The following is a 21,498-nucleotide window of genomic DNA, read 5'->3' on the forward strand; positions in this document are numbered from 1 at the left end:
AGTTACAGGGTATAATTAAAGCATCCAAGAAATCTTGTAATAACCTTCTAGAGATCGGAGTAATGAAATGAAATATAGCAATTTAGAAGAGTGTGTTAATGATTTAGAGAAGCATGGACATTTGATTCGTATTCGTGAAGAAGTTGACCCCTATCTGGAGATGGCCGCGATTCACCTGAAGGTCTATGAAGCCGGTGGCCCTGCATTATTATTTGAAAATGTAAAAGGCTCGAAATTTCGTGCCGTATCTAATCTTTTTGGAACGCTAGAGCGCAGTAAGTTTATTTTTCGGCGTACTTGGAACTCCACACATAACGTAATTGCACTTCGTAACGATCCTATGAAAGCACTTAAGAATCCTTTTAAATATGTAGGGACAGGATTATCCGCGAGAAAAGCATTGCCTATCAAAAAGCCAGGGGGTCTGCCAAGTGGTTTTGAGGAAATTAACATTTCTGATCTTCCGCTGATCACACATTGGCCGGAGGATGGCGGCGCTTTTGTTACCTTGCCGCAAGTTTATTCCGAAGATCCGGACAAGCCGGGCATTATGAACTCCAATCTGGGGATGTACCGTGTTCAATTGAATGGTAATGATTATGAACTCAATAAAGAGGTTGGCATTCATTATCAAATTCACCGCGGTATCGGTGTGCATCAAGAAAGAGCCAATCGAAAAGGTGAACCGCTTAAAGTGAGCTGCTTTATCGGCGGACCTCCAGCGCATACGTTATCTGCTGTAATGCCTTTGCCCGAGGGAATGAGTGAGATGATCGTGGCAGGCTTACTTTCGGGACGTCATTTTAGCTATAGCTATGTGGATGGATATTGCATTAGTAATGATGCGGATTTTGTAATTACAGGGGAAATCCATCCTGGCGAGACGAAGCCGGAGGGACCTTTTGGCGATCATTTAGGCTATTACAGCTTGGTTCACCCTTTCCCAGTCATGAGAGTACATAAAGTGTACGCTAAAAAGAATGCCATTTTCCCCTTTACGGTTGTCGGTAGACCGCCACAAGAGGATACTGCATTTGGTGAGTTAATCCATGAACTAACGGGTGGAGCTATCCGCCAAGAAATCCCGGGCGTTAAAGAAGTTCACGCAGTCGATGCTGCGGGCGTTCATCCCCTTTTATTTGCGATTGGCAGTGAACGTTATACACCTTATCAACAAGTGAAGCAGCCAGCGGAGATTCTTACGATCGCGAATCGGATTTTGGGTACGGGCCAGCTTAGTTTAGCTAAATTCTTGTTTATTACAGCCGAAGAGAAACAACCTATCAGCACACATGATGTTGAGGATTTCTTGACGTATATCCTAGAGCGCATTAATCTTCGTAGAGATATTCATTTCTATACGAATACAACGATTGATACCCTTGATTATTCCGGTACAGGACTAAACAGCGGAAGTAAGGTGATTTTCGCTGCGGTTGGGGAGAAGAAAAGAGAGCTATGTACAGAGGTTCCTGACATACTTGAACAACTACAGGGATTTGGACATGCAAAGATGGTGATGCCGGGTCTCGTGGCGCTTCAAGGCTCTAAATTCACTACTTACGCAGAAGCAGCGCAGGAAATGAACAAGCTTAGCGAAGCGATTCAAGAACAGGGAGCACTCCCATCTTGTCCGATGATTATTGTATGTGATGATAGCGAGTTCTTAAGTGATAGAATTGAGAATTTTCTATGGGCGACGTTCACACGTAGCAATCCTTCTCATGATATATATGGTGTGAACAGTTCAACGGAGTATAAGCATTGGTCATGTGATAACGTGATTATTGATGCGCGTGTAAAACCTCATCAAGCGCCACCATTAATTCCGGATCCAGCGGTTCAAAAGCATATCGAACGATTATTTGCTCCAGGTGGCAGTTTAAGCGGCAGGGTCTAATCAAAAACGCATCATCCTTCTTGGGAAACCAAGGAGGTTTTTTGCTGTTTAGGAAATGATTTTGCTCATAAAAAAATAAAGAATACATAGGTATTATGGGGTGTGTGGCATATATTTACTATTATTATTGAGGAAGTGTTGTTGTAGTGGAAATTATGGAAACTGAACGTTTATGGATTAGAAGGTTTTCGGCGGAGGATTGGAAAGACCTTTATGATTATTTATCCCAAGAAAATGTGGTGAAATATGAACCTTATTCTGTATTTAATGCAGATGAAGCTCGCACGGAGGCCCTTAGGCGTTCTTCGGACGCTGCCTTTTGGGCAGTTTGTCTCAAATCCAATACAAAATTGATAGGAAATATATATTTCCGGGAGAGTGAGCCAAAAGCTTTTGGGACATGGGAACTTGGTTATGTTTTCAACCCTGAATTTCAGGGAAGCGGATATGCTACAGAGGCTTGCAAGCAATTATTGAGCTACGGCTTTGAGCATCTCAATATGAGGCGAGTGATTGCGAAATGTGATCCGGAAAATATGCGATCATGGAAACTTCTCGAACGATTAAAGCTGCGGCGGGAAGGTCATTTTATACAGACGGGTTATTTTAAATATGATAGTAATGGAGATCCAATCTGGCATGACACGTTCTCGTATGGCTTGCTTAGAAGTGAATGGTTAAATAGTGTGGAATAATATTTCGTAGATCAGTTGAAATCTTAGGAAAGATCAATGTTAAGTGTATATATGTCATGGACTTCTGCCAAGATGCTTCTTTATACTTTAAAGGGACAAACTGTGCATGGCCGATGTTTTTAAGGACTACAAGCTCCTCTGTAGAGGGAGAATGTCCAGTCACCCAGCAGATGAATTGAAAGCGGTTAAACTCATTCTAGTCGATTCAGAAGGATCATCATAGAAGGCAAGGTAGTCATGCATGATCTTTCGTTCTCCATGCAAGTGTTATGCTTGCTCAGACAGATAAAACCAATAAATGATAAGGGTGGGAGTAGGATGCTAAAAAAACAGGGCTTTAATCCATACCTTCCGTCTTGGGAATATGTCCCTGACGGTGAGCCATATGTTTTCGAAGGAAGAGTTTATGTGTATGGATCGCATGACCGTTTTAACGGGCATGCTTTTTGCCTAAATGATTATGTCTGCTGGTCTACGTCAGAGGATAATCTGGGGGATTGGCAGTATGAGGGTTTAATCTATCAGTCAACGGATGACCCACTTAACCCAGATGGAAGTATGTGTCTATACGCTCCCGATGTCAGCATTGGACCCGACGGGAGATACTATCTTTATTATGTACTTGACAAGGTTCCCGTAGTATCGGTGGCAGTTTGCGATAAGCCAAGCGGCAAGTATGAATTCTACGGTTACGTTAAATATGCCGATGGAACACGCCTTGGGGAAAGAGAAGGAGATGAACCGCAGTTTGACCCAGCCGTGCTGACCGAAGGAGAGAACACTTACCTGTATACCGGATTCTGTGCTTTCGGGGATGAATCCAGACACGGCGCAATGGCAACGGTGCTTGGCCCGGATATGCTCACGATTATCGAAGAGCCTGTATTTGTTGCACCGAGTCAGCCTTACAGCAAAGGAAGCGGATTCGAAGGCTATGAGTTCTTTGAGGCCCCTTCAATTCGCAAAAGAGGAGATACCTACTATCTTATCTATTCCTCTATTTCTATGCATGAGCTATGCTATGCGACCAGTAAGCATCCAACCCAAGGCTTTAAGTACCAGGGGGTCATCGTAAGTAATTGCGATCTTCATATTGATACATACAAGCCGGCGGACCAGCCCATGTATTATGGTGGCAATAACCATGGCAGCATCGTGGAGATCAATGGAGAATGGTACATTTTTTATCACCGGCACACCAATGGAACGGCATTCTGCCGGCAGGGCTGTACCGAGAGAATTGATTTCCTCGAGGATGGTACGATTCCCCAGGTGGAGATTACATCCTGCGGTTCGAACGGAGGACCACTCGTGGGACGGGGGGAATATCCGGCATACCTGGCCTGTCATTTGTTCTGCAAAGATCAGGAAATGTATACGGGAGGCTTCGGTCGTATTGGAGCATGGATGGACAGCCGGTTTCCAAAGATTACCCAGGACGGCAGAGATGGTGACGAAGAAATCGGTTATATTGCCAATTTGACGGATTCGGCTACCGCCGGGTTTAAATATTTTTCGTGCGAGGGAGTCACCAAAGTCAAAATCAAAGTGCGCGGATATTGCCAGGGCGCGTTTGAAGTCAAAACGTCGTGGGACGGACCGGCACTCGGACGTATACCGGTAGGCTTTACGAATGTATGGAAGGAATACTCAACTGATGTGGCTATACCTAATGGTGTACAAGCACTGTATTTTACGTATATCGGTAATGGTGCTGCCAATATGGCCTCATTTACTTTGGAATAACATACGGCCTATTTGGAATGTTGGTTTCATAGTAGAAGATTAAAGGAGTATACCAATTATGATTGATACTAGATACAGTCAGCGATTGTGGTACAGCCAACCTGCAGGAGAGTGGAACGAGGCTTTACCGATAGGTAACGGGCGGCTCGGTGCCATGTTTTTTGGAGGTACGGCCAAAGAAAAATTGCAGCTAAATGAGGATTCCGTATGGTATGGCGGCCCGCGTAACCGCAATAACGAGGACGCTCTGCCTCATTTGCCCGAGATTCGCAAACTGATTATGGCGGGAAGGTTGGGGGAGGCTGAGGAATTGGCAGCGATGTCGATGGCAGGGCTGCCAGAAGCCCAGCGGCACTATTTGCCGCTGGGTGAATTGCTTCTATCCTTTGGCAACCACGGGCAGACTGCGGAAGACTACACGAGAGAGCTGGATTTGGAACAAGGTGTTGCCCGAATCAAGTACCGAATCGGAGAAGTGAACTATACTCGGGAAATGTTCGCTAGCTTTCCGGATCAGGCCATTGTCATACGTATTGCCACTGACAATAAGGATGGAATGTCCTTAAAGGCGAGATTCACTCGCCATAACTGGAGATATCTGGAGAAAACTAAAAAATGGAAAAATAGCGGTCTTATTATGAGTGGTGATTGCGGCGGAAAAGGGGGCAGCTCTTTTGCCGCTGTCCTGAAGGCAGTCACAGAAGACGGTCTCTGCCGTACCGTTGGGGAGTATTTGCTTGTGGATGGGGCGAGCTCGGTTACAATGCTACTTGCTGCAGGAACTACGTTTCGCCATTCCGATCCGGACCTTTACGCTAAAAGACGGCTGCAAGAACTGAGCCAGGTTCCTTATGAAGAGCTGCTAGCCCGCCATACCGCAGATTACCGCAGCTTGTATGGACGAGTTAAGTTGAAGCTGCCAGAGAATCTGCCTCAGGCTGGATTACCGACCGACAAGCGGCTGAAGCGATTTCAGAAGGGGGAGGAGGACAATGGTCTAATAGTGACCTATTTCCAGTACGGCCGCTATCTCCTAATTTCCTCCAGTCGTCAAGGCTCATTACCCGCAAATCTGCAGGGGATCTGGAATGACAGCTTTACTCCGGCATGGGACAGCAAGTTCACGATCAATATCAATACGCAAATGAATTATTGGCCTGCAGAAATCTGCAACCTGGCTGAATGTCATGAGCCTTTGTTCGATCTGGTAGAGCGGATGAGGGAACCGGGGAGGGTTACGGCCAGGGTCATGTATGGTTGCCGGGGATTCACGGCGCATCACAATACGGATATCTGGGCAGACACGGCGCCGCAGGATACCTATTTGCCGGCGTCTTTTTGGCCGCTGGGTGCCGCCTGGCTGTGCCTGCATTTATGGGAGCATTATCGCTTCAATCAGGACCGCTATTTCCTGGCGCAGGCGTACGAGACAATGAAGGAGGCTGCACAGTTTCTGCTTGATTATTTAATAGAAGATGCCGAAGGCCGACTGATTACGTGCCCTTCCGTCTCTCCTGAGAATACCTACAAGTTGCCTAACGGTGAGTCTGGAGTGCTCTGCGTTGGGGCTTCAATGGATTTTCAAATTATAGAAGCACTGTTTGGCGCATGCATCCGCAGTGCGGAAATTATCGGCGTGGACGAGGCGTTCCGCGAAGAATTAACTGAAGCTCTTAAGAGGCTTCCCGAACCACAAATCGGAAAGTATGGCCAGATTCAGGAGTGGATGGAGGATTATGAAGAGGTGGAGCTGGGACATCGCCACATCTCTCATCTTTTTGCGCTTTATCCCGGCGACGCCTTCAACTCGGAGAATACGCCGGAATTGGCTGAAGCTGCTCGAACAACACTGGAACGCAGGTTAGCGAACGGTGGTGGCCACACTGGCTGGAGCCGAGCTTGGATTATTAACTTTTGGGCCAGATTAAAGGATCGGGACAAGGCCTATGCCAACGTCCGGGCTCTTTTGCAACATTCTACGCTTCCTAACCTGCTTGACAATCATCCTCCGTTTCAGATTGACGGCAATTTTGGGGGAACGGCAGGCATTGCCGAGATGCTGCTGCAAAGTCATACCGAAGAAATCAAGCTGTTACCTGCATTACCACAAAGCTGGAGTGAGGGAAGCATTAAGGGTCTGCGGGCAAGGGGAGGATATATCCTCGATTTTGCCTGGAAGGAGGGGCTAGTTACTGAAGCGGTTGTGACTTGTACAGTTTCTGGACCTTGCCGTATAGATGCTCCCGGGCTTGCTCCCGTTTCGTTCACAGGACAAGCCGGGTGTTCCTATACATTCATGTCAAAGGGATAAATAGGATGTAAACACTAAGACTGTTCAAATGTCATTACAATTGAATCAAGCAATCGGAAAAGTGCCACCAAATGGTAATTCTCTGGTTGCAAGTAGATATGGGGCCGATCCGTATGCCTTGGTATTTGGAGACCAGGTGTATCTGAACATGACTAATGACGCGCTGGAGTAGGTGCGGTGGCATTCAGTGCTTCTGTCATAAGCTTAGAGGGCGGCGGGACCATTGAACTGTATCTGGATGACCCGGCAGGTCTATTCATTGGTTCGCTGCCAGTTCCGGCTGCTAATGGTCCGGAGCAACAGCTGGAATTAAGGACAGAGATTAGCGGAGCAGTTGGGATTCATGATCTGTATCTGGTGTTTAAGGGTAACACGGGGTCTGAATTATTTAAGCTGGACTCATGGAGATTTATAGAGAAATAGAGGGATTCATCCTAAGGGGGAACTACTGTGAATACCGCTACAATAACTAATCCTATAATGTGGGCAGATGTTCCGGATGTTGACGTCATCCGAGTTGGTCCTATATTCTACATGGTCAGCACGAGTATGCATTCCATGCCGGGCTGCCCGATTATGAAATCGGTTAATTTGAAAGATTGGGAACTTGTGAATTATGTATATGATACCTTTGAGGATAACGATGCCCACCGGTTGCTGGACGGTAAAGGTATTTACGGAAAGGGTTCTTGGGCGGCATCGCTCCGTTACAAGGATGGGGTATTTTACGTTTGTTTTTCCTCGAATGACATGGACCGGTTATATATTTACCGCACAGAGGATATTGAACATGGAGTATGGGAGCGTTCGGTGATACCGGGGCTTCATCATGACCCTGGCTTGCTATTGGATGACGATAACCGCAATTATGTGATTTACGGTAATGGTGATATCCGTATTAAGGAGCTGACTGAAGATCTTACGGCACTTAAGCAGGGGGGAACGGATCAGCTGCTGCTCGAAGGTGAACGTAAAGACATAGGTTTGCGCATCGAGGGCTGCCATGCCTACAAGCTGAACGGTTATTATTATTTGTTCTTTATTGAATGGCCGAGGACGGGAAATAAGCGCAGACGTCAAGTCTGCTATCGTTCACGCGAGCTTCTAGGCCCCTATGAACGGAAAATTATTCTGGACGATGATCTGGGCTATCATAATAACGGTGTAGCGCAAGGTGGGCTTGTTGATACCCCATCTCAGGACTGGTATGCTGTACTGTTTCAGGATCATGATGCTGTCGGGCGGATTCCTTGCGTGCTTCCTGTGAGATGGGAGAACGATTGGCCTGTATTCGGAGACGACGATGCCTCACTTCGTGCTTTTGAGACCAGGCTTCCAGTTGCGGAGCCGAAGCCGCTTGTAATCAGTGATGAGTTCAACTATGAGACGAATCATTTGGCTCTGAACTGGCAGTGGAATCATAATCCGGATAACAGTCTATGGTCTGTCAAAGAGCGGCCTGGATATCTGCGAATCCGCACGGGTCAATTAGCAGATAGTATCTTATGGGCGCGTAATACACTGACGCAACGTACGGAAGGGCCGTCTTGCAGCGCGGAGACGTTGCTGGAGCTCTCGGGAATGCAGCCCGGCGATCGTGCAGGAATGGTGGCGCTGCAGAATGAGTATGGTACTGTAGGAATCGCAGCCGGGGAGTTAGGACATTTTAGCATTAATATGTGTGTGAACGGCGGTGACGGATATGAGGAAACAGTAGAGAGTGTTGTGTTCACTGGTCAGCACATATATCTTAAAATAGACTTCAATTTTGAGGATAGTCTGGACCAAGCAAAGTTCTTCTATTCGGAAGACGGAATAGCCTGGAAGAAGATTGGACGTGCGCTCCAAATGAGGTACACGCTGGATCATTTTATGGGGTACAGAATTGGATTGTTCAATTATGCGACCCACAATGCGGGCGGTTATGCCGATTTCGATTACTTTCATTATATTCGACAGCATTAAGCACGGCTTACGGATATGTGCAGGACTAAGGCATTTGAATTGTTACAAACGTTAAAGGGCGGCCATTCTGTGGCCGTCCTTTGCGTACTAATAGTAGAGGCTAGTCCCTATTAATGTCAGTATTGAAAGTGAAGGGTACTCTTCCGTTTCTTTGGATAGATCAATTAAAGGTCAGTAAATATCATTGTTTGAGGTTTAGGATTTCTCTATAATTTATATTGTATGTAAGGGAATTTAGACAGTATTCCAAAGGTAATTAATGAAATAAGAGTCTATGCTTATTAGAAATAATCAATTCAGAAGTGAGAGTGTTTATTCCTAGTACCACATTTACGCTAGAATGAATTCCATTAATTTTTAAGTGGATAAAAAAGTAAGCGCTTTTACTGTGAAGGAGGAATAAAGGATGTTAAGAGTAGTGCGTGTTGAAAATGGTATCGTGCAAGGACTGCCGGCGGCTGATCCCCGTATTACCAGCTTCAAGGGAATTCCATTTGCAGCCCCGCCCGTGGGGGAGAACCGCTGGCGTGCACCCCAACCTGCTCAAGACTGGGATGGAATTTTGAAAGCACATGATTTCGCCCCTACTTCCATGCAGGCCCCGACCGTCATAGATGTGAATAATATTTATACCCGTGAATGGGCAGTTGATCCCGATCTTCCAATGGACGAGGACTGTCTATACCTGAATGTCTGGACACCTGCCGTTAGTGCCGATGAGAAGCTTCCTGTTTTTGTATGGTATTTTGGCGGAGGACTTCAGGTCGGCCATACGGCCGAAATGGAGTTTGACGGCGAACGCATTGCCCGCCGGGGGATTGTCGTAGTAACCGTGAATTACCGCCTAAATACGTTTGGCTTCCTGTGCCATCCCGAGATTACTGCGGAATCGCCTGAAACTCCCGCGAATTTCGGACATTTGGATCAGCAGGCAGGCACGCAGTGGGTGAAGCGCAATATCGCTGCTTTTGGCGGAGATCCAGAGCAAATCACAATAGGCGGACAGTCTGCGGGTGGTGGAAGCGTGCTGAGCCAGCTGACCTCCCCTCAGAATGCCGGATTATTTCAGCGGGCCGTTATTATGAGCGGAATCATAACACCTCTGTATCCAAATAATCCGGTACCCCCACGTAGCCTTACTTTTAAAGATGCTGAAGAGGATGGCGCAGCTTTTTTTGAATACTTAGGAGTGTCGAGCTTGAAAGAGGCACGTGAGCTGGATGCAGTCTATCTCCGTGATAAAATACTTGAATACGGAAAGTTCTGGGGAACGGTTGTGGATGAGAAGTATTGTATCGGTAATCCATTTGAGCTCTTTGTGCAGGGACAGCAGCATAAGGTGCCGATTATGCTCGGAAATACAGTCTCCGAGTTCTTCAGTGTTCCTGATGTACGCGGTGTAGAGGAATTCAGAGCCATGGCTGTGGAATTGTTTGGAGGCGAAGCAGAGGAGTACCTTAAGCTATGCGGCGTTGAGTCAGGGAATTTGGAAGAAATAATTAAGAAAGCTTCCGTGAGCCATATTGAATATGCAGCCCGTGTTGCCATCAGGTCAAGCAGCGTCCCAATGTATTATTACAGCTTTGATGCAGAGATTCCGGGCTGGGATGATCCTGGTACCTTTCATTCGGTGGATCTGTGGTTTCATTTCGAGACACTGGCCAAATGCTGGCGGCCCTTTGTCGGCAAACATTATGATCTTGCCCGCCAGATGTGTAATTATCTTGCCTATTTCATTACTTCAGGTAATCCGAATGGCAAGGATTCTACCGGTGATGACATGCCTCTCTGGAATCCCTGTACGCAGGAAGCGCCATATGGCATGGTTTATGCAGACAAGGCAGAATTTGTAGAATCTCCTCCGGGTGAAGTAATGCAATTTCTGGTCGAGCATTATTTCAAGCAGTAGTCTATTTATGTATAAGAGAGGAATGAGCAGAATTGAGCGAGAGTCAGCAGAAGTATAAGATGCAAAATACGCCTGAGGGATACGACAAGGAAAGGGAAGGCATTGCCCGGGGTGTGATGCAGACGATAGAGTATCCCTCAACAACGCTAGGTAATACACGGAAGGCAATGGTCTATACACCGCCCGGTTATTTCACTGAGAAGGAATACAGCGTTTTGTATTTACTGCACGGGATTGGTGGAGATGAGAATGAGTGGTACACTCACGGCAAGCCTCAGGTTATTCTAGATAATCTGTATGCTGATCAAATGTTGAAACCCATGATCGTCGTTCTTCCCAACGGGCGAGCGATGCTGAACGACCGGGCAGAAGGAGATCTATTTACTTCGGATAAGGTGCAGGCGTTCGAAACATTTGAATCGGATTTGCTGCACGATCTTATCCCTTACATTGAAGAAAATTATTCAGTCCTGACTGACCGGATGCACCGTGCTATTGCCGGATTATCCATGGGTGGAGGACAATCCTTGAATATCGGTCTGAACAATCTGGACCGCTTCGCCTGGGTCGGGGCTTTCTCCCCGGCACCCAATACGAAGATGCCCGAGCTGTTGGTCCCGGAACCGCATAAGACCGCAGAACTGCTCAGTCTGCTCTGGCTATCGTGCGGTGATCTGGATAGCCTGAAGAACGTCAGCGACCGGACACATACTTATTTGTCACAGCATTCCATGCCGCATATCTGGGTAGAGGAAAATGGCGACCATGATTGGCCGGTCTGGAAGAACGGCTTATATCAGTTCTCCAAGCTCATATTTTAACTCAATGTCTACAGGATACCCGCTGCTTGCAGCCGTATAAGACAAATAGGGACGTTCAAGCAGACCTGATCTGGCTGTTTGGAACGTCCCTTATCTTTGTTGTAGCAACGATTTATTGGCTAGCAACTGCTTCCGTACGCAGTTTAACGATTTTTTGTGCTCTTTCTGTATCCATAGCAATGACATCATTCCAACCGAGACCGACCACATCACTCTTCAGCTTATTCCAGAGCTGATCGAATTCTGCTTGATCTTTGGCAAATATCATTTTCCAAGAGGTGTTTTTAACATAGTCAGAGATCTGGCTTCGTTTATTCTTAATATCCGACGAATCTGACCCGAGACTTGTATTGATATTTGGCACAATATCGATCATATTGTTTTTCTGATAGTACTCCGTCGGGGTGCTCGCATTATAAGTATTCTGCCATTCCTTAGTTAGAGTAGTCTTATTGGCCTCGATGGTTGAGCTCCAATAATTGTTGTTGTAAAATTCACCTGTTTCCGGATCTACTACAAAATCGCTCATAATCATAGTATTGATCTTGCTCTGCCCGTCTTGATATCCTCCGCCTCCGTACTGTTCAGGAACGGGGGTATTTTCTTGGAATGCGATTTGTCCTACTTCAGTCAGCTTAAACTTGCCATCAGACATTTTTTCATAATTGAAGCCTTCAAATCCATTGGTATAGTAGCGAAGACCTTCAGGTGATACTAGCCAATCCATGAATTCAATGATTCTTTCAGGATTTTTTGCTTTTGAACCAATAGCAAATACTCTTCCGTTTCCGAAGTAGGCATCGCTATTCTGGATAATGTGGGTATCGGCGATCGGAACGGCAACATTACCGTCACCTTTAGTGCCTCTTTCAATGGTGTTGTAGAAGCCTCTTTGCCAGGAATACCATAATAGTAGAACCTGTTTATCGGTCAGCTTTTCAGCGACTTTATTCCAATCCTGGGTTGCCGAGTCAGGGTCAACCAGCCCCATCTGATTGGCGTCATAATAGAATTGGAGAATTTTCTTGTACATACTGTTGTCGTCAACGAGCGGAACGATATCGCCTTTTGCATTCAACTGAATGGTCGAGGTTCCGTCCGGCTGCTCATAGCCATACCAGTTGCTTAACCAACGAACGTTTTCCATACTTCCATTGTCCCAGTCCTTCCACAGGGTTATCGGAACAATCGCTTTTCCTTCCGGTGTCTTTGGGTATTTCTCCTGCATCTGCTTTAGTGCATTCAGCAGATCTGTCAGATTGTTCAGCTTGGGAGATCCGATTCCCTTGTAATAATCCCAAGGCATAATCGGACTGGAGTAAGGGATTTCTTCTGAGTATGTTGTTGGGGAAGTGTCTGATACAAAAGTGGGTAAAGCATATATTTTACCTTCAGGATTTATACTTTCAAACGCAGCATTAAAGGGCTTGAAGTGATTGTCCACATATTTGGACAGGTACTCCGTATTTTTGATCCTATCCGTCATATCCATAATCATACCCGCCGGAATTAACTCCTCCAGCTGACTGTTATCAATGATAAGGAGGTCTCCCAAATCTCCCGATGCTGACCTTGTCTTGTATAGCTGATCACCGGCAACCTGTGGAGACAGAATATTTAAGGTAATATTGAACTTATCCTTAATTAGTTTTCCGTACCATCCGGTCTGCTCTCCCTGATAATTTGCTGCGTTGTTAAACACGGTAATCGTCAGCGGCTTGCTATGATCAATTCCTCCACCCGGATCGGAAGTCTCGGTTGCTGTACCTGCATTGTTGGCATTGCTGCTGCATCCGCTGAGTACCGCCGTTCCAAAAAGAAGAGCGGTGCCAAAGATCAGCATAGACTTTCTTGCCAGCTTACTATGTTTATTCATTTACAGCCCCCCAAAAATGATTAATTAATCATAATCGTGCAAATTAACCCTTGACTGCGCCAATGATAATTCCTTTTACAAAAAATCTTTGGAAGATCGGATAAACAAGCAAAATAGGTGCGACAACGATGATAGTAACTGTCATACGAATGGATGTGGTGGTTTGCTTGGTGGATAGACTGGCCATGGCGGTTGATCCGGCATTTTGCAAATTGACCATGGTAGATAGGGAGCTGGCTTGATTGATGTAGTTATACAGAATAAACTGCAAACTATACAATTTGCTGTCCGTAACCAGCAGTAGTGTGTCCTGAAAGGCATTCCACTGGTCCACTGCCGAAAATATAGCGACTGTAGCCAATATCGGTTTGCTGATAGGTAAGATAACCTTGTAAAAGATCGTTATAATCCCGGCACCGTCAATGCTGGCTGCCTGCTGCAATTCCTTCGGCGTTGATTCCACAAACGTTTTTACAAGAATGATAAAAAAAGGAGCTACAATAGCCGGCAGAATGTAGGCAAGGAAATTGTTAGTCAGATGCAGGGATCTCATGGTCAAATACCAGGGGATAATGCCGGCATTAAAAAACATCGTAAGAATGGTAAACCGATACCAGAATTTTTTCCCCCACATATCCTCCTGGGCAAACATGAATCCCAAAAAGGCAGAGGCCCCGACTGTCAAAAGTGAGCCTATTACCGTTCTCCCCAAAGAAATGACAAATGCATTCCATAGTCCAGGGATCTTAAATACGTCAATATAATTCTGGAAGTGGATCCCCTTGGGCCAAAACACAATTTCACCCTTGGCGCTGAGATCGTTGGCGCTGATGGTATTAATGATGATCGAGTAAAACGGATATACACAAACAAATGCAAAGAGAGTAAACAGGATATAAATGGTAGCCGAAATCATTTTATCGGTTGTTCTGACCTGCATTTTAGTTCTTCTAGAGAAGTTCCGCTTATTTTCTTTGGCCTTCGGGGCAAGTCCAGTCTGGTTGTCACTCATACAATGCCCTCTCCTCTAAACAATTTGGACAGACCGTTTACGGAAAAAAGAAGCACAATGCTAATCAGACTTTTCAACATACTGATAGCGACGGAAACGGAATAGCTGCCGCCTCCCATGGCTAGATTGTATACATATAAATCCAATACCTGTATGGACTCTTTGTTGAATGCATTCTGGAAAACAAAGTATTGCTCCAGTCCATTGTTCAGGAAGCTGGCAATCTGGAGCATCAAGAGTACAAAATAAGTCGGCAGCATACTTGGCAAAGTCACATGCCTGATAACCTGCATTTTTGTTGCACCGTCAACATAAGCCGCTTCATACAGAGACTCATCAATGCTCATAATTGCTGCTATATACAAGATGGCCGACCAACCTAGTGATTTCCATGTAATCCATACCCACATAGTAATCCAGACATGGTCCGAGTTCTGAAGTAAGAGTACAGGAGAATCAATAAGTCCCATCTGGCTCAAAAAGCCGTTGACGACGCCTTCACTTGAGAACATAGAAAATGCCAGGGAATATACGAGGACCCAGCTGATAAAGTTTGGAAGAGTGGTTACTGTCTGAATAAATTTGCGAAAACGCACGGCTTTGATCTCTGTCAGGAAAATTGCAAAAAACATGGGAAGCCATGAGAAAAGGATACTCAGCCCGCTTATGCCGAACGTGTTTTTGATGACCTGTAACAGTTGATCAACCTTCACCTGATTTTCTACCAAGGAGCGAAACCACTTGAGACCGACAAAAGGCGCTTGTGATAGCGGGATCGGCGGCATATAGTCAAAGAATGCATAAACCCATCCATAGAGTGGGTAGTATGCAAAAACAGCAAGTAAAACCATAAAGGGCGAGATATAAAGAAATTTTCTAAAAGAATTGCTCCTCATGCTGTGACTGCGCATCTTGTCACTCCTTTTTGTGAAATCAATGCGTTTAAACGACCAACTTTGAGGTCCTCCCCCTTTCATAAACTAGACATACTTCAACTTGAAGATGGCTCCTGATGAATGGTGAATTCTTCAATCCCTTTTATTGATAACGCTTACATAACATAAAACCATAATAAATTAACAGTTCTCTTCAAACAATGACCTATCCTCACCAGTTATTGATCTATTGTTAGATGGAACTTAAAAAAATTAAAATTTATATATTTTGAGACCTAATTTAAATTTTTTCGAACTTCTGAGCAAAAATTCCAAAGGACGCTCTGTCCCGTGAAGAAGAAAAAAAGCTGCCCATTCGCTGACAACAAGTTGTGTATAGCTCTAGCAACATCAATCATTGATATGTTCGAATAACAACTCGGATTGAAGCCACCCGTGGGATGGAACTCATGGAATAGTTTTGAACATGAATTTTAGGATGCTGATTTACTGGCAGAATGATATGGATATGTTCGTGGTCGGGATGTACGGGGAGCAACAGCAATTTTATCGGGAGCCAAATTGACGGTTGCAACGATGTGGAGTACAAAACACATTTTTCTTTATGGAGCATGATGGGATTATCCCAGAATTGCAGCGACATTTCCCTTTGATCAATGGTCAGCTTAAAGAAGTCTATATCAACGTCTCCGTCAGTATAGACTATCTTGAGGACTAGTTTTCAAAGAAAAGTAGTGTGATATTTCTTCATATTTCTCTTTCCGCTTTAACCCCTTGCATACTTCTGGTAGTTTCTCGGCGTATGTCCGGTCAATTGTTTGAATTGCCTGCAGAAATGCTCCACATTTTGATATCCGCACCGGGAAGCGACTTCAGCAATGCTTTGAGCATTGTGAATTAAGTATTCTTTTGCCATACGGATTCGGCTGTTGATAACGTCATCCATGCAGGAGATTCCAAACGTTTTTTTGTAGATGTTCTGAAGATAACCAGGACTGATTCGAAGAAAATCCGCCATCTTCGAAACTGTCCAGTAATCGCCCGGGTTAGTTTGAATAGCTGTACGCAGTTTCAGTAGTTTGTAGTATTGAGGTGTAATATCATCTTGGAAGTAGGATTCCCATAGTTTGTTGAACAACGTCCGGAGTAAATAATCGACGGAAGATTCTTTACAATCCCGGTTAAAATTATGCTCGACGACAAGCAATTCAAACAACTTGTGGCAGTAGTCCGGATCACTCAGGGCAAAGGGAACCCCAAGCGGAAGGGGAGATTCCGTAATATAAGGTTCATTGGATTCGAAGCGGATCCAATCATTGATAAAATGATCAGCGCAGGCCCGATAATAGACTTTTTGTAATGGACGATAGAGGATTACGCTGTGAGCAGGGTATTCCTTGAACCCGCCATTTACCCAGAATTGCGCTGGGGTCTTGGTGATTACAAGAAGCCAGTGATAGCCCACAGGAACATCTATAACAAAATTGCTCGCGTGTGTAGTATTGTACTCAACATAATGAATAAGGGCCATCTTTTCCCCTCCTAGCAAGGATTCCATTATTATAACATAATGAAAAAATAGGATTGAAGAAGAGAAATGCCCATGACTTATCGTCTTGGCTATAGTCTAGAACTGGGCTGCTGAATGATCAAGGAGTATACTCACTATCGTCATTATTATACTAATGGTAGTAAAGCCGGTATAAGGTCGAAACGTCTATGCTCAAGGATCTCTTCATAATCGTGAATGAGTCCATCGAAAATGCTCTCCCACGAGCGGTCAAGTGCCAGCTGTCGACCCTCATACCCCATAGCAGCCAGCTTGTGAGGATGCTCTATACTTGCACAAATTTCACGAATAAAAGCATCCGGGGAACGAGGTTCGACAATCATTCCGTTGCGACCGGGTGTGATCAGATCCTTTACCCCGCCTTCATTTACGGCGAGGACAGGCAGCCCCGAAGCCATAGCCTCAAGGACAACATTGCCGAAGGTTTCTGTACTGGAAGGGAAGACGAATAGATCAGCTGAGGCATACAATTGAGCCAGCTCTTCACCGTGCTTATAGCCTGTAAATGTGACATTATGCGGCGCCTGTGTTCTCATCTCTGGGAGAAGGGGACCATCTCCAACGACTAGCCAATGCACCTGAGACTGCATAGACTCAGGCAATTGCTGCATGGCGAGAGCTAGGGTGTTGATATCCTTTTCAGGTGCAATCCTTCCCACATATAGAAGCAGTAACGGTGCGGTAATTCCGTAACGATCGCGGACCTGATGGCTGCGTTTTTTCGGAGTATAGAGATTGCAGTCGATGCCCCTAGACCAAAGCTTTAAACGTTGAAAGCCTTGGACTTGGAGGGAATCGAGTGTTTCGTTGGAGGGCGCGAAGGTAGCATCGCAGGACCGATGGAACCATTTCATGTACTTCCAATAGAGTGGGACGATTCTTTTCATCCGGTAATATTCAAGATAGCGGTCAAAATGGGTATGGTAGGAGGCGACATGAGGCAGACCATACTTTCGCGCATAACGCAGGCCGCATAAGCCGATATTGAACGGAGTTGCCAAATGCAGCAGATCAGGACGAAAAGCTTTTAGCTCTGACTGGATGGAGGACATATTCGGCAGTGCGAGTCTACATTCTGGATATAAGAAAAAGGGGATACTGGTAATGGGACGTATGGGATCGGCATAGCTGTCTTCAGGAGCAGATTTCGGCGAAAATAGCAGATGCTCGATACCTCGCCGGTTCAAATGAGTGGTTAAGCGCTGAAGCGTGAGTGAAACACCATTCGTTTGCGGAAGAAATGTGTCTGTAAATAAAGCAAGACGCATAGAACCCCTCCCAGGTACTCTTGATGTCTTGATCATAACAGTCCTTTATTTCATGGAGGTCAAACGGATGTTAAACAGAATATAAAAATCCACGCTTCACGCTACACTTCTTCATATATCCCCTGTAAAAAGGCAATGCTCTCTCCCAAATGTGATTCCGGTGTGCTTTCTAGTATGCCTTGAATATGCGGGCGCTCGTATTTCATATAACGAAGAATCGGCTCGAATTCTAGCCATCCCTGACCCACAGGAACGATCTTGATGGCTCCATCCTGCACGATAAAATCTTTTAAATGAATAATGGCAATTCGATCTCCTAAGAGCTTCAAAGCCTCCGTAATAATAGCTTCTTGATGTAAGTAATTTGTTGGCGACATTAGATTAGCGCAATCCAATATGATCTGAATATTGTTAGAAGGAATCTCATCCAGCAGTCGGCGAGTTAAGGATGCGGTGTACAGCGGATGATGGAGTCCAGCTTCAATTCCTACCGTCACACCAAAATGCTCGGCCTCTGCCACCATAGCTTTTACCGATGTAATTACCTCTTGAAAAGCCTCTTCTGTAAAATTATCTGTGGTAAACCCAACTCCCACACTTCCGGTTTCCGTACCAACCAGATTAGCACCGAAATCTCTGGCCAAGCGCAGATGGGTACTGAACGCGGCTAACGCTTGTGCCCGTTTTTGTGGATCGGTGTCTACAATATTTACATAACAGCCAAGCACCGCAATCTGAATACCTGCTTGCCTAAAGGCATTGCCATAATAACTGGCCGTTCCAGGGCTGATAGCCGTAAGATTAGGGGCACTATCAGGAAAAGACTTCTTAAGTGCAAACTGGATATGAGCGAAATGATAGGACTTAATTTTCTCAATTAACTCATGCAATGGAACTTGTGTGAAATCATGTGCTCGAACACCTAGATGAAGGGGAATGCTCATATGATTAATCGCTCCTATTAGTATTGTTGTTTGTGATGTGCTAATTTGTCCCAATCAAAGGTAACCCCAGTGCCCGTTACTTCAGGAGCAATAGCCATCCCATTGTCTTTATTAATCACTAGAGGACGTGTAGTGTATTGATCGATAGGGAAGCTATGCATTTCGAGATAACCTGCATTTGGCATAGCCGCTAACAAACTAACATGTAATTCCTGCATCCCATGTGTAGAGACGGAGAGGTTATAAGCTTGAGTTAAGTGAGCTACCTTTAACCAGCCTGTAATTCCGCCTATATTGGAAGCATCGGGTTGAGGGAAATCCACATGACCATATTGCAGCATGTGATGGAATTCGGTTAAAGTGCGCAAGTTCTCTCCGCCTGCAACGGCCATTCCTGTTTCTTCGGCAATACGTGCATAGCCGGCATAATCCTCTGGAATTGTTGGTTCTTCTAAGAAGAGAATGTCGTATTTCAAAAATTCGCGTGCGGCTTTTATCGCTTTTTCCACACTCCAGCTCATATTCGCATCGACCATAAACGCCACATCTGGACCGATCAATTGGCGTACCGCAGCTACTCGTTCCACATCTTCGGCTAGTGTTTTTTGGCCTAGTTTAATTTTGACAGCCTTCAAACCCATATCTAAATATTTTTGATTGTTTAGGAGGAGCTTTTCTAATGGGAAATTTAAATCAATCGCGCCGCCATAGCATTTGACCTCATTACTAGCACCACCCAGAAGTTTGTAGAGAGGTTCATCTGCTTTCTTCGCACGTAAATCCCATAATGCAATGTCACAAGCTGCAATGGCGAAACTAGCCAGACCGCCGCGTGCAACATAATGTATTCCCCAGTTCATCTGCTCCCAGATACTTTCTACACAGCTGGCATCTTTGCCAATTAAGATATGTGTTAATTCATACGCAATTAGTGAGCAGATCGCTTTGCCGCCAAATCCGCCAGTATAGGTATAACCTACCCCTTCACGACCGTCATCCGTTCTAATTTTGACAATGGGAACTTCAAAGTGAGTATGCAGGCCATGTTTTGCGTCCTCCATGATTTCTGGCAAAGGGATACGATAGTACTCTGTAATAACTTCTTTAATTAGAGACATCTGTAATCACTCCTTATAAAAGTTGTTGTAAGTTTGATATAGGGGAGGCTGTGTTTTGTTTAAGGGCTTGAACCACAAGTTTAGCAATTTGCTGAGCACCTTCATCTGAAAAATGCGTATCATCCGTAACTCCGTTTGGGTAATTGGGATGTATATTTTCTGGCAAATGCATGAATAATTTCTTGGATTCTTCTTCACCTAATAAACAATAGAGCGCTTGCGAAGCTGCGAAAATATCAAGCAGCGGTGTTTGCGTTTCTTCAGCTACCTGTCTCATGGCTTCGGGATAAGCGCCTACAGCAAGCGGGTCAAGCTGTCCATCTGAAGTAAATCGGCGGCGACTCACAGAGGTTAGCAGAACGGGAATACCTCCTAACTGCCGAGCAGCTTCTATATATTGAGTAAGGTTGCGGCGATATTCAGTGTCGGGATCGGTGTAACGCAAGGGATCTTCTTTTTTCTCATCGTTATGCCCGAATTGAATAAAAAGGTAGTCGCCAGCTTTGAAGTCTTTAAGGATGGCATCCAGGCGGCCGTCTGATATAAAAGATTTAGTACTGCGGCCATTAATGGCGCGATTCTCAACTCGAACAGAAGTCCCAAAATAACTTTGCAGGTATTCACCCCAGCCGGTCATTGGTTTTTCTCCAGCACCCTTAATAGCCGCAGTGGAATCGCCCGCAATAAATAACGTGGGTGTTATAAGTTCTTCTGTTTTAGTGTAGTGATGTTCCCTTAACCAATTCGCAGCAAGGGAAAGCCATTGCCGGCAATGAGGATGTTCTTTAGCAAGCCCTAAACCATGCCGTCCTTCTTCAAAGATATGTAGTTCAAATGGGATCCCTTGCTCCGATAGTGCATTTGAGAACAACAGACTGTTCTCTACAGGAACGCTGGCATCATTTGCTGTAGTCCAGATAAAAGTTGGAGGTGTCCGTGAAGTTACCTGTGATTCTGATGAAAAGGAGCGCAGCTCCGCTGGGGCTGGATTGTCTCCTAGAAAATGAAGTCGGCTTCCCATGTGGGCATAAGGCGCTTGGAAAGTGATCACTGGGTATCCTAGCAGAAGAAGATCTGGTTTCTCTGCTCTTGTGGTAGAGAAGATAGACGCTAGGTGTCCGCCTGCCGAAAATCCGATCATCCCAACTTTGTTTGAGATTACATTCCAATGTTGTGAGGCGCCCCTAATCCACCTCAGAGCTTCCTCAACATCATCTAACAGTGAAGTGACGCTAAAATCTCCGACCTGATAATCTAATACACCGGCATGAATACCTAGACTGTTCAGCCAATGAGCGACTGGTGCTCCTTCATGTTTAGCTAAATGCTGGTAACCCCCTCCAGGCAATACCAATATAAAAGGGCGTGGCTGGTCCGTCTTAAGCGGATAGAGGGTAAGTAACGAGGTTTCCGGAGAAAGCTCAGCTTGCTCTGTAGGGTTAGGGTGTAGACGAAAGCTCAACATTT

At 45.3% G+C, this 21,498-nt stretch carries 16 protein-coding genes; 8 read left to right on the plus strand and 8 right to left on the minus strand.

From position 1 onward, the window contains the following. The first annotated feature begins 67 nt into the window (after window positions 1-67). From NSU15_RS09925 to NSU15_RS09960, 8 genes are all read left to right on the plus strand, one after another. Window positions 68-1,900 (plus strand): UbiD family decarboxylase, encoded by a 1,833-nt coding sequence (locus NSU15_RS09925; protein WP_339290127.1) that lies wholly within the window; start codon window positions 68-70, stop codon window positions 1,898-1,900. 155 nt (window positions 1,901-2,055) lie between these two features. After that, a complete protein-coding gene (locus tag NSU15_RS09930; protein WP_076120072.1) occupies window positions 2,056-2,595 on the plus strand; it encodes a GNAT family protein in 540 nt (179 codons plus the stop codon). Window positions 2,596-2,913: 318 nt separating this feature from the next. Continuing rightward, the gene (locus tag NSU15_RS09935) at window positions 2,914-4,341 is read left to right on the plus strand and encodes a family 43 glycosylhydrolase (RefSeq protein WP_076120018.1); all 1,428 of its coding nucleotides are present in this window, start codon (window positions 2,914-2,916) and stop codon (window positions 4,339-4,341) included. A gap of 58 nt (window positions 4,342-4,399) precedes the next feature. Further along, a complete protein-coding gene (locus NSU15_RS09940; RefSeq protein ID WP_339290129.1) occupies window positions 4,400-6,652 on the plus strand; it encodes a glycoside hydrolase family 95 protein in 2,253 nt (750 codons plus the stop codon). 177 nt (window positions 6,653-6,829) lie between these two features. Next, entirely contained in the window at window positions 6,830-7,075 is a 246-nt protein-coding gene (locus NSU15_RS09945) for a carbohydrate-binding protein (RefSeq protein WP_042126104.1), read from the plus strand. Window positions 7,076-7,102: 27 nt separating this feature from the next. Continuing rightward, window positions 7,103-8,617 (plus strand): glycoside hydrolase 43 family protein, encoded by a 1,515-nt coding sequence (locus NSU15_RS09950; protein ID WP_339290132.1) that lies wholly within the window; start codon window positions 7,103-7,105, stop codon window positions 8,615-8,617. 406 nt (window positions 8,618-9,023) lie between these two features. Next, window positions 9,024-10,526: a carboxylesterase family protein gene (locus NSU15_RS09955; protein WP_339290134.1), complete on the plus strand. Its 1,503-nt coding sequence runs from the start codon at window positions 9,024-9,026 to the stop codon at window positions 10,524-10,526. 32 nt (window positions 10,527-10,558) lie between these two features. Next, window positions 10,559-11,347 (plus strand): alpha/beta hydrolase-fold protein, encoded by a 789-nt coding sequence (locus NSU15_RS09960; RefSeq protein ID WP_339290136.1) that lies wholly within the window; start codon window positions 10,559-10,561, stop codon window positions 11,345-11,347. Between the two features lie 112 nt (window positions 11,348-11,459). Here the strand turns inward: NSU15_RS09960 and NSU15_RS09965 are convergent, their stop codons facing one another. The 8 genes from NSU15_RS09965 to NSU15_RS10000 all read right to left on the minus strand — a co-directional run bounded on the left by NSU15_RS09965 (window position 11,460) and on the right by NSU15_RS10000 (window position 21,496). Further along, window positions 11,460-13,223: an extracellular solute-binding protein gene (locus NSU15_RS09965; protein ID WP_339290138.1), complete on the minus strand. Its 1,764-nt coding sequence runs from the start codon at window positions 13,221-13,223 to the stop codon at window positions 11,460-11,462. Window positions 13,224-13,266: 43 nt separating this feature from the next. After that, on the minus strand, window positions 13,267-14,235 hold the full coding sequence (locus NSU15_RS09970; protein WP_339290140.1) for a carbohydrate ABC transporter permease: 969 nt from the start codon (window positions 14,233-14,235) through the stop codon (window positions 13,267-13,269). Further along, window positions 14,232-15,086 carry an ABC transporter permease subunit gene (locus NSU15_RS09975; protein WP_231574111.1) on the minus strand — a complete coding sequence of 285 codons (855 nt, stop codon included), beginning with the start codon at window positions 15,084-15,086 and terminating at the stop codon, window positions 14,232-14,234. The genes NSU15_RS09970 and NSU15_RS09975 overlap by 4 nt, the downstream gene beginning before the upstream one ends. 811 nt (window positions 15,087-15,897) lie before the next feature. Next, window positions 15,898-16,662 carry an AraC family transcriptional regulator gene (locus NSU15_RS09980; RefSeq protein WP_339290142.1) on the minus strand — a complete coding sequence of 255 codons (765 nt, stop codon included), beginning with the start codon at window positions 16,660-16,662 and terminating at the stop codon, window positions 15,898-15,900. A gap of 146 nt (window positions 16,663-16,808) precedes the next feature. Then, entirely contained in the window at window positions 16,809-17,969 is a 1,161-nt protein-coding gene (locus tag NSU15_RS09985) for a glycosyltransferase family 1 protein (RefSeq protein ID WP_339290144.1), read from the minus strand. A 101-nt stretch (window positions 17,970-18,070) separates the two neighbouring features. Then, the gene (locus NSU15_RS09990) at window positions 18,071-18,913 is read right to left on the minus strand and encodes a sugar phosphate isomerase/epimerase (RefSeq protein ID WP_339290146.1); all 843 of its coding nucleotides are present in this window, start codon (window positions 18,911-18,913) and stop codon (window positions 18,071-18,073) included. A gap of 17 nt (window positions 18,914-18,930) precedes the next feature. Continuing rightward, entirely contained in the window at window positions 18,931-20,031 is a 1,101-nt protein-coding gene (locus NSU15_RS09995) for a mandelate racemase/muconate lactonizing enzyme family protein (protein ID WP_339290148.1), read from the minus strand. A 13-nt stretch (window positions 20,032-20,044) separates the two neighbouring features. After that, on the minus strand, window positions 20,045-21,496 hold the full coding sequence (locus NSU15_RS10000; RefSeq protein WP_339290150.1) for a GDSL-type esterase/lipase family protein: 1,452 nt from the start codon (window positions 21,494-21,496) through the stop codon (window positions 20,045-20,047). Window positions 21,497-21,498 lie beyond the last annotated feature (2 nt).

The organism is Paenibacillus sp. FSL E2-0201 (assembly GCF_037963325.1).
In the GTDB taxonomy this organism is placed as follows: domain Bacteria; phylum Bacillota; class Bacilli; order Paenibacillales; family Paenibacillaceae; genus Paenibacillus_AQ.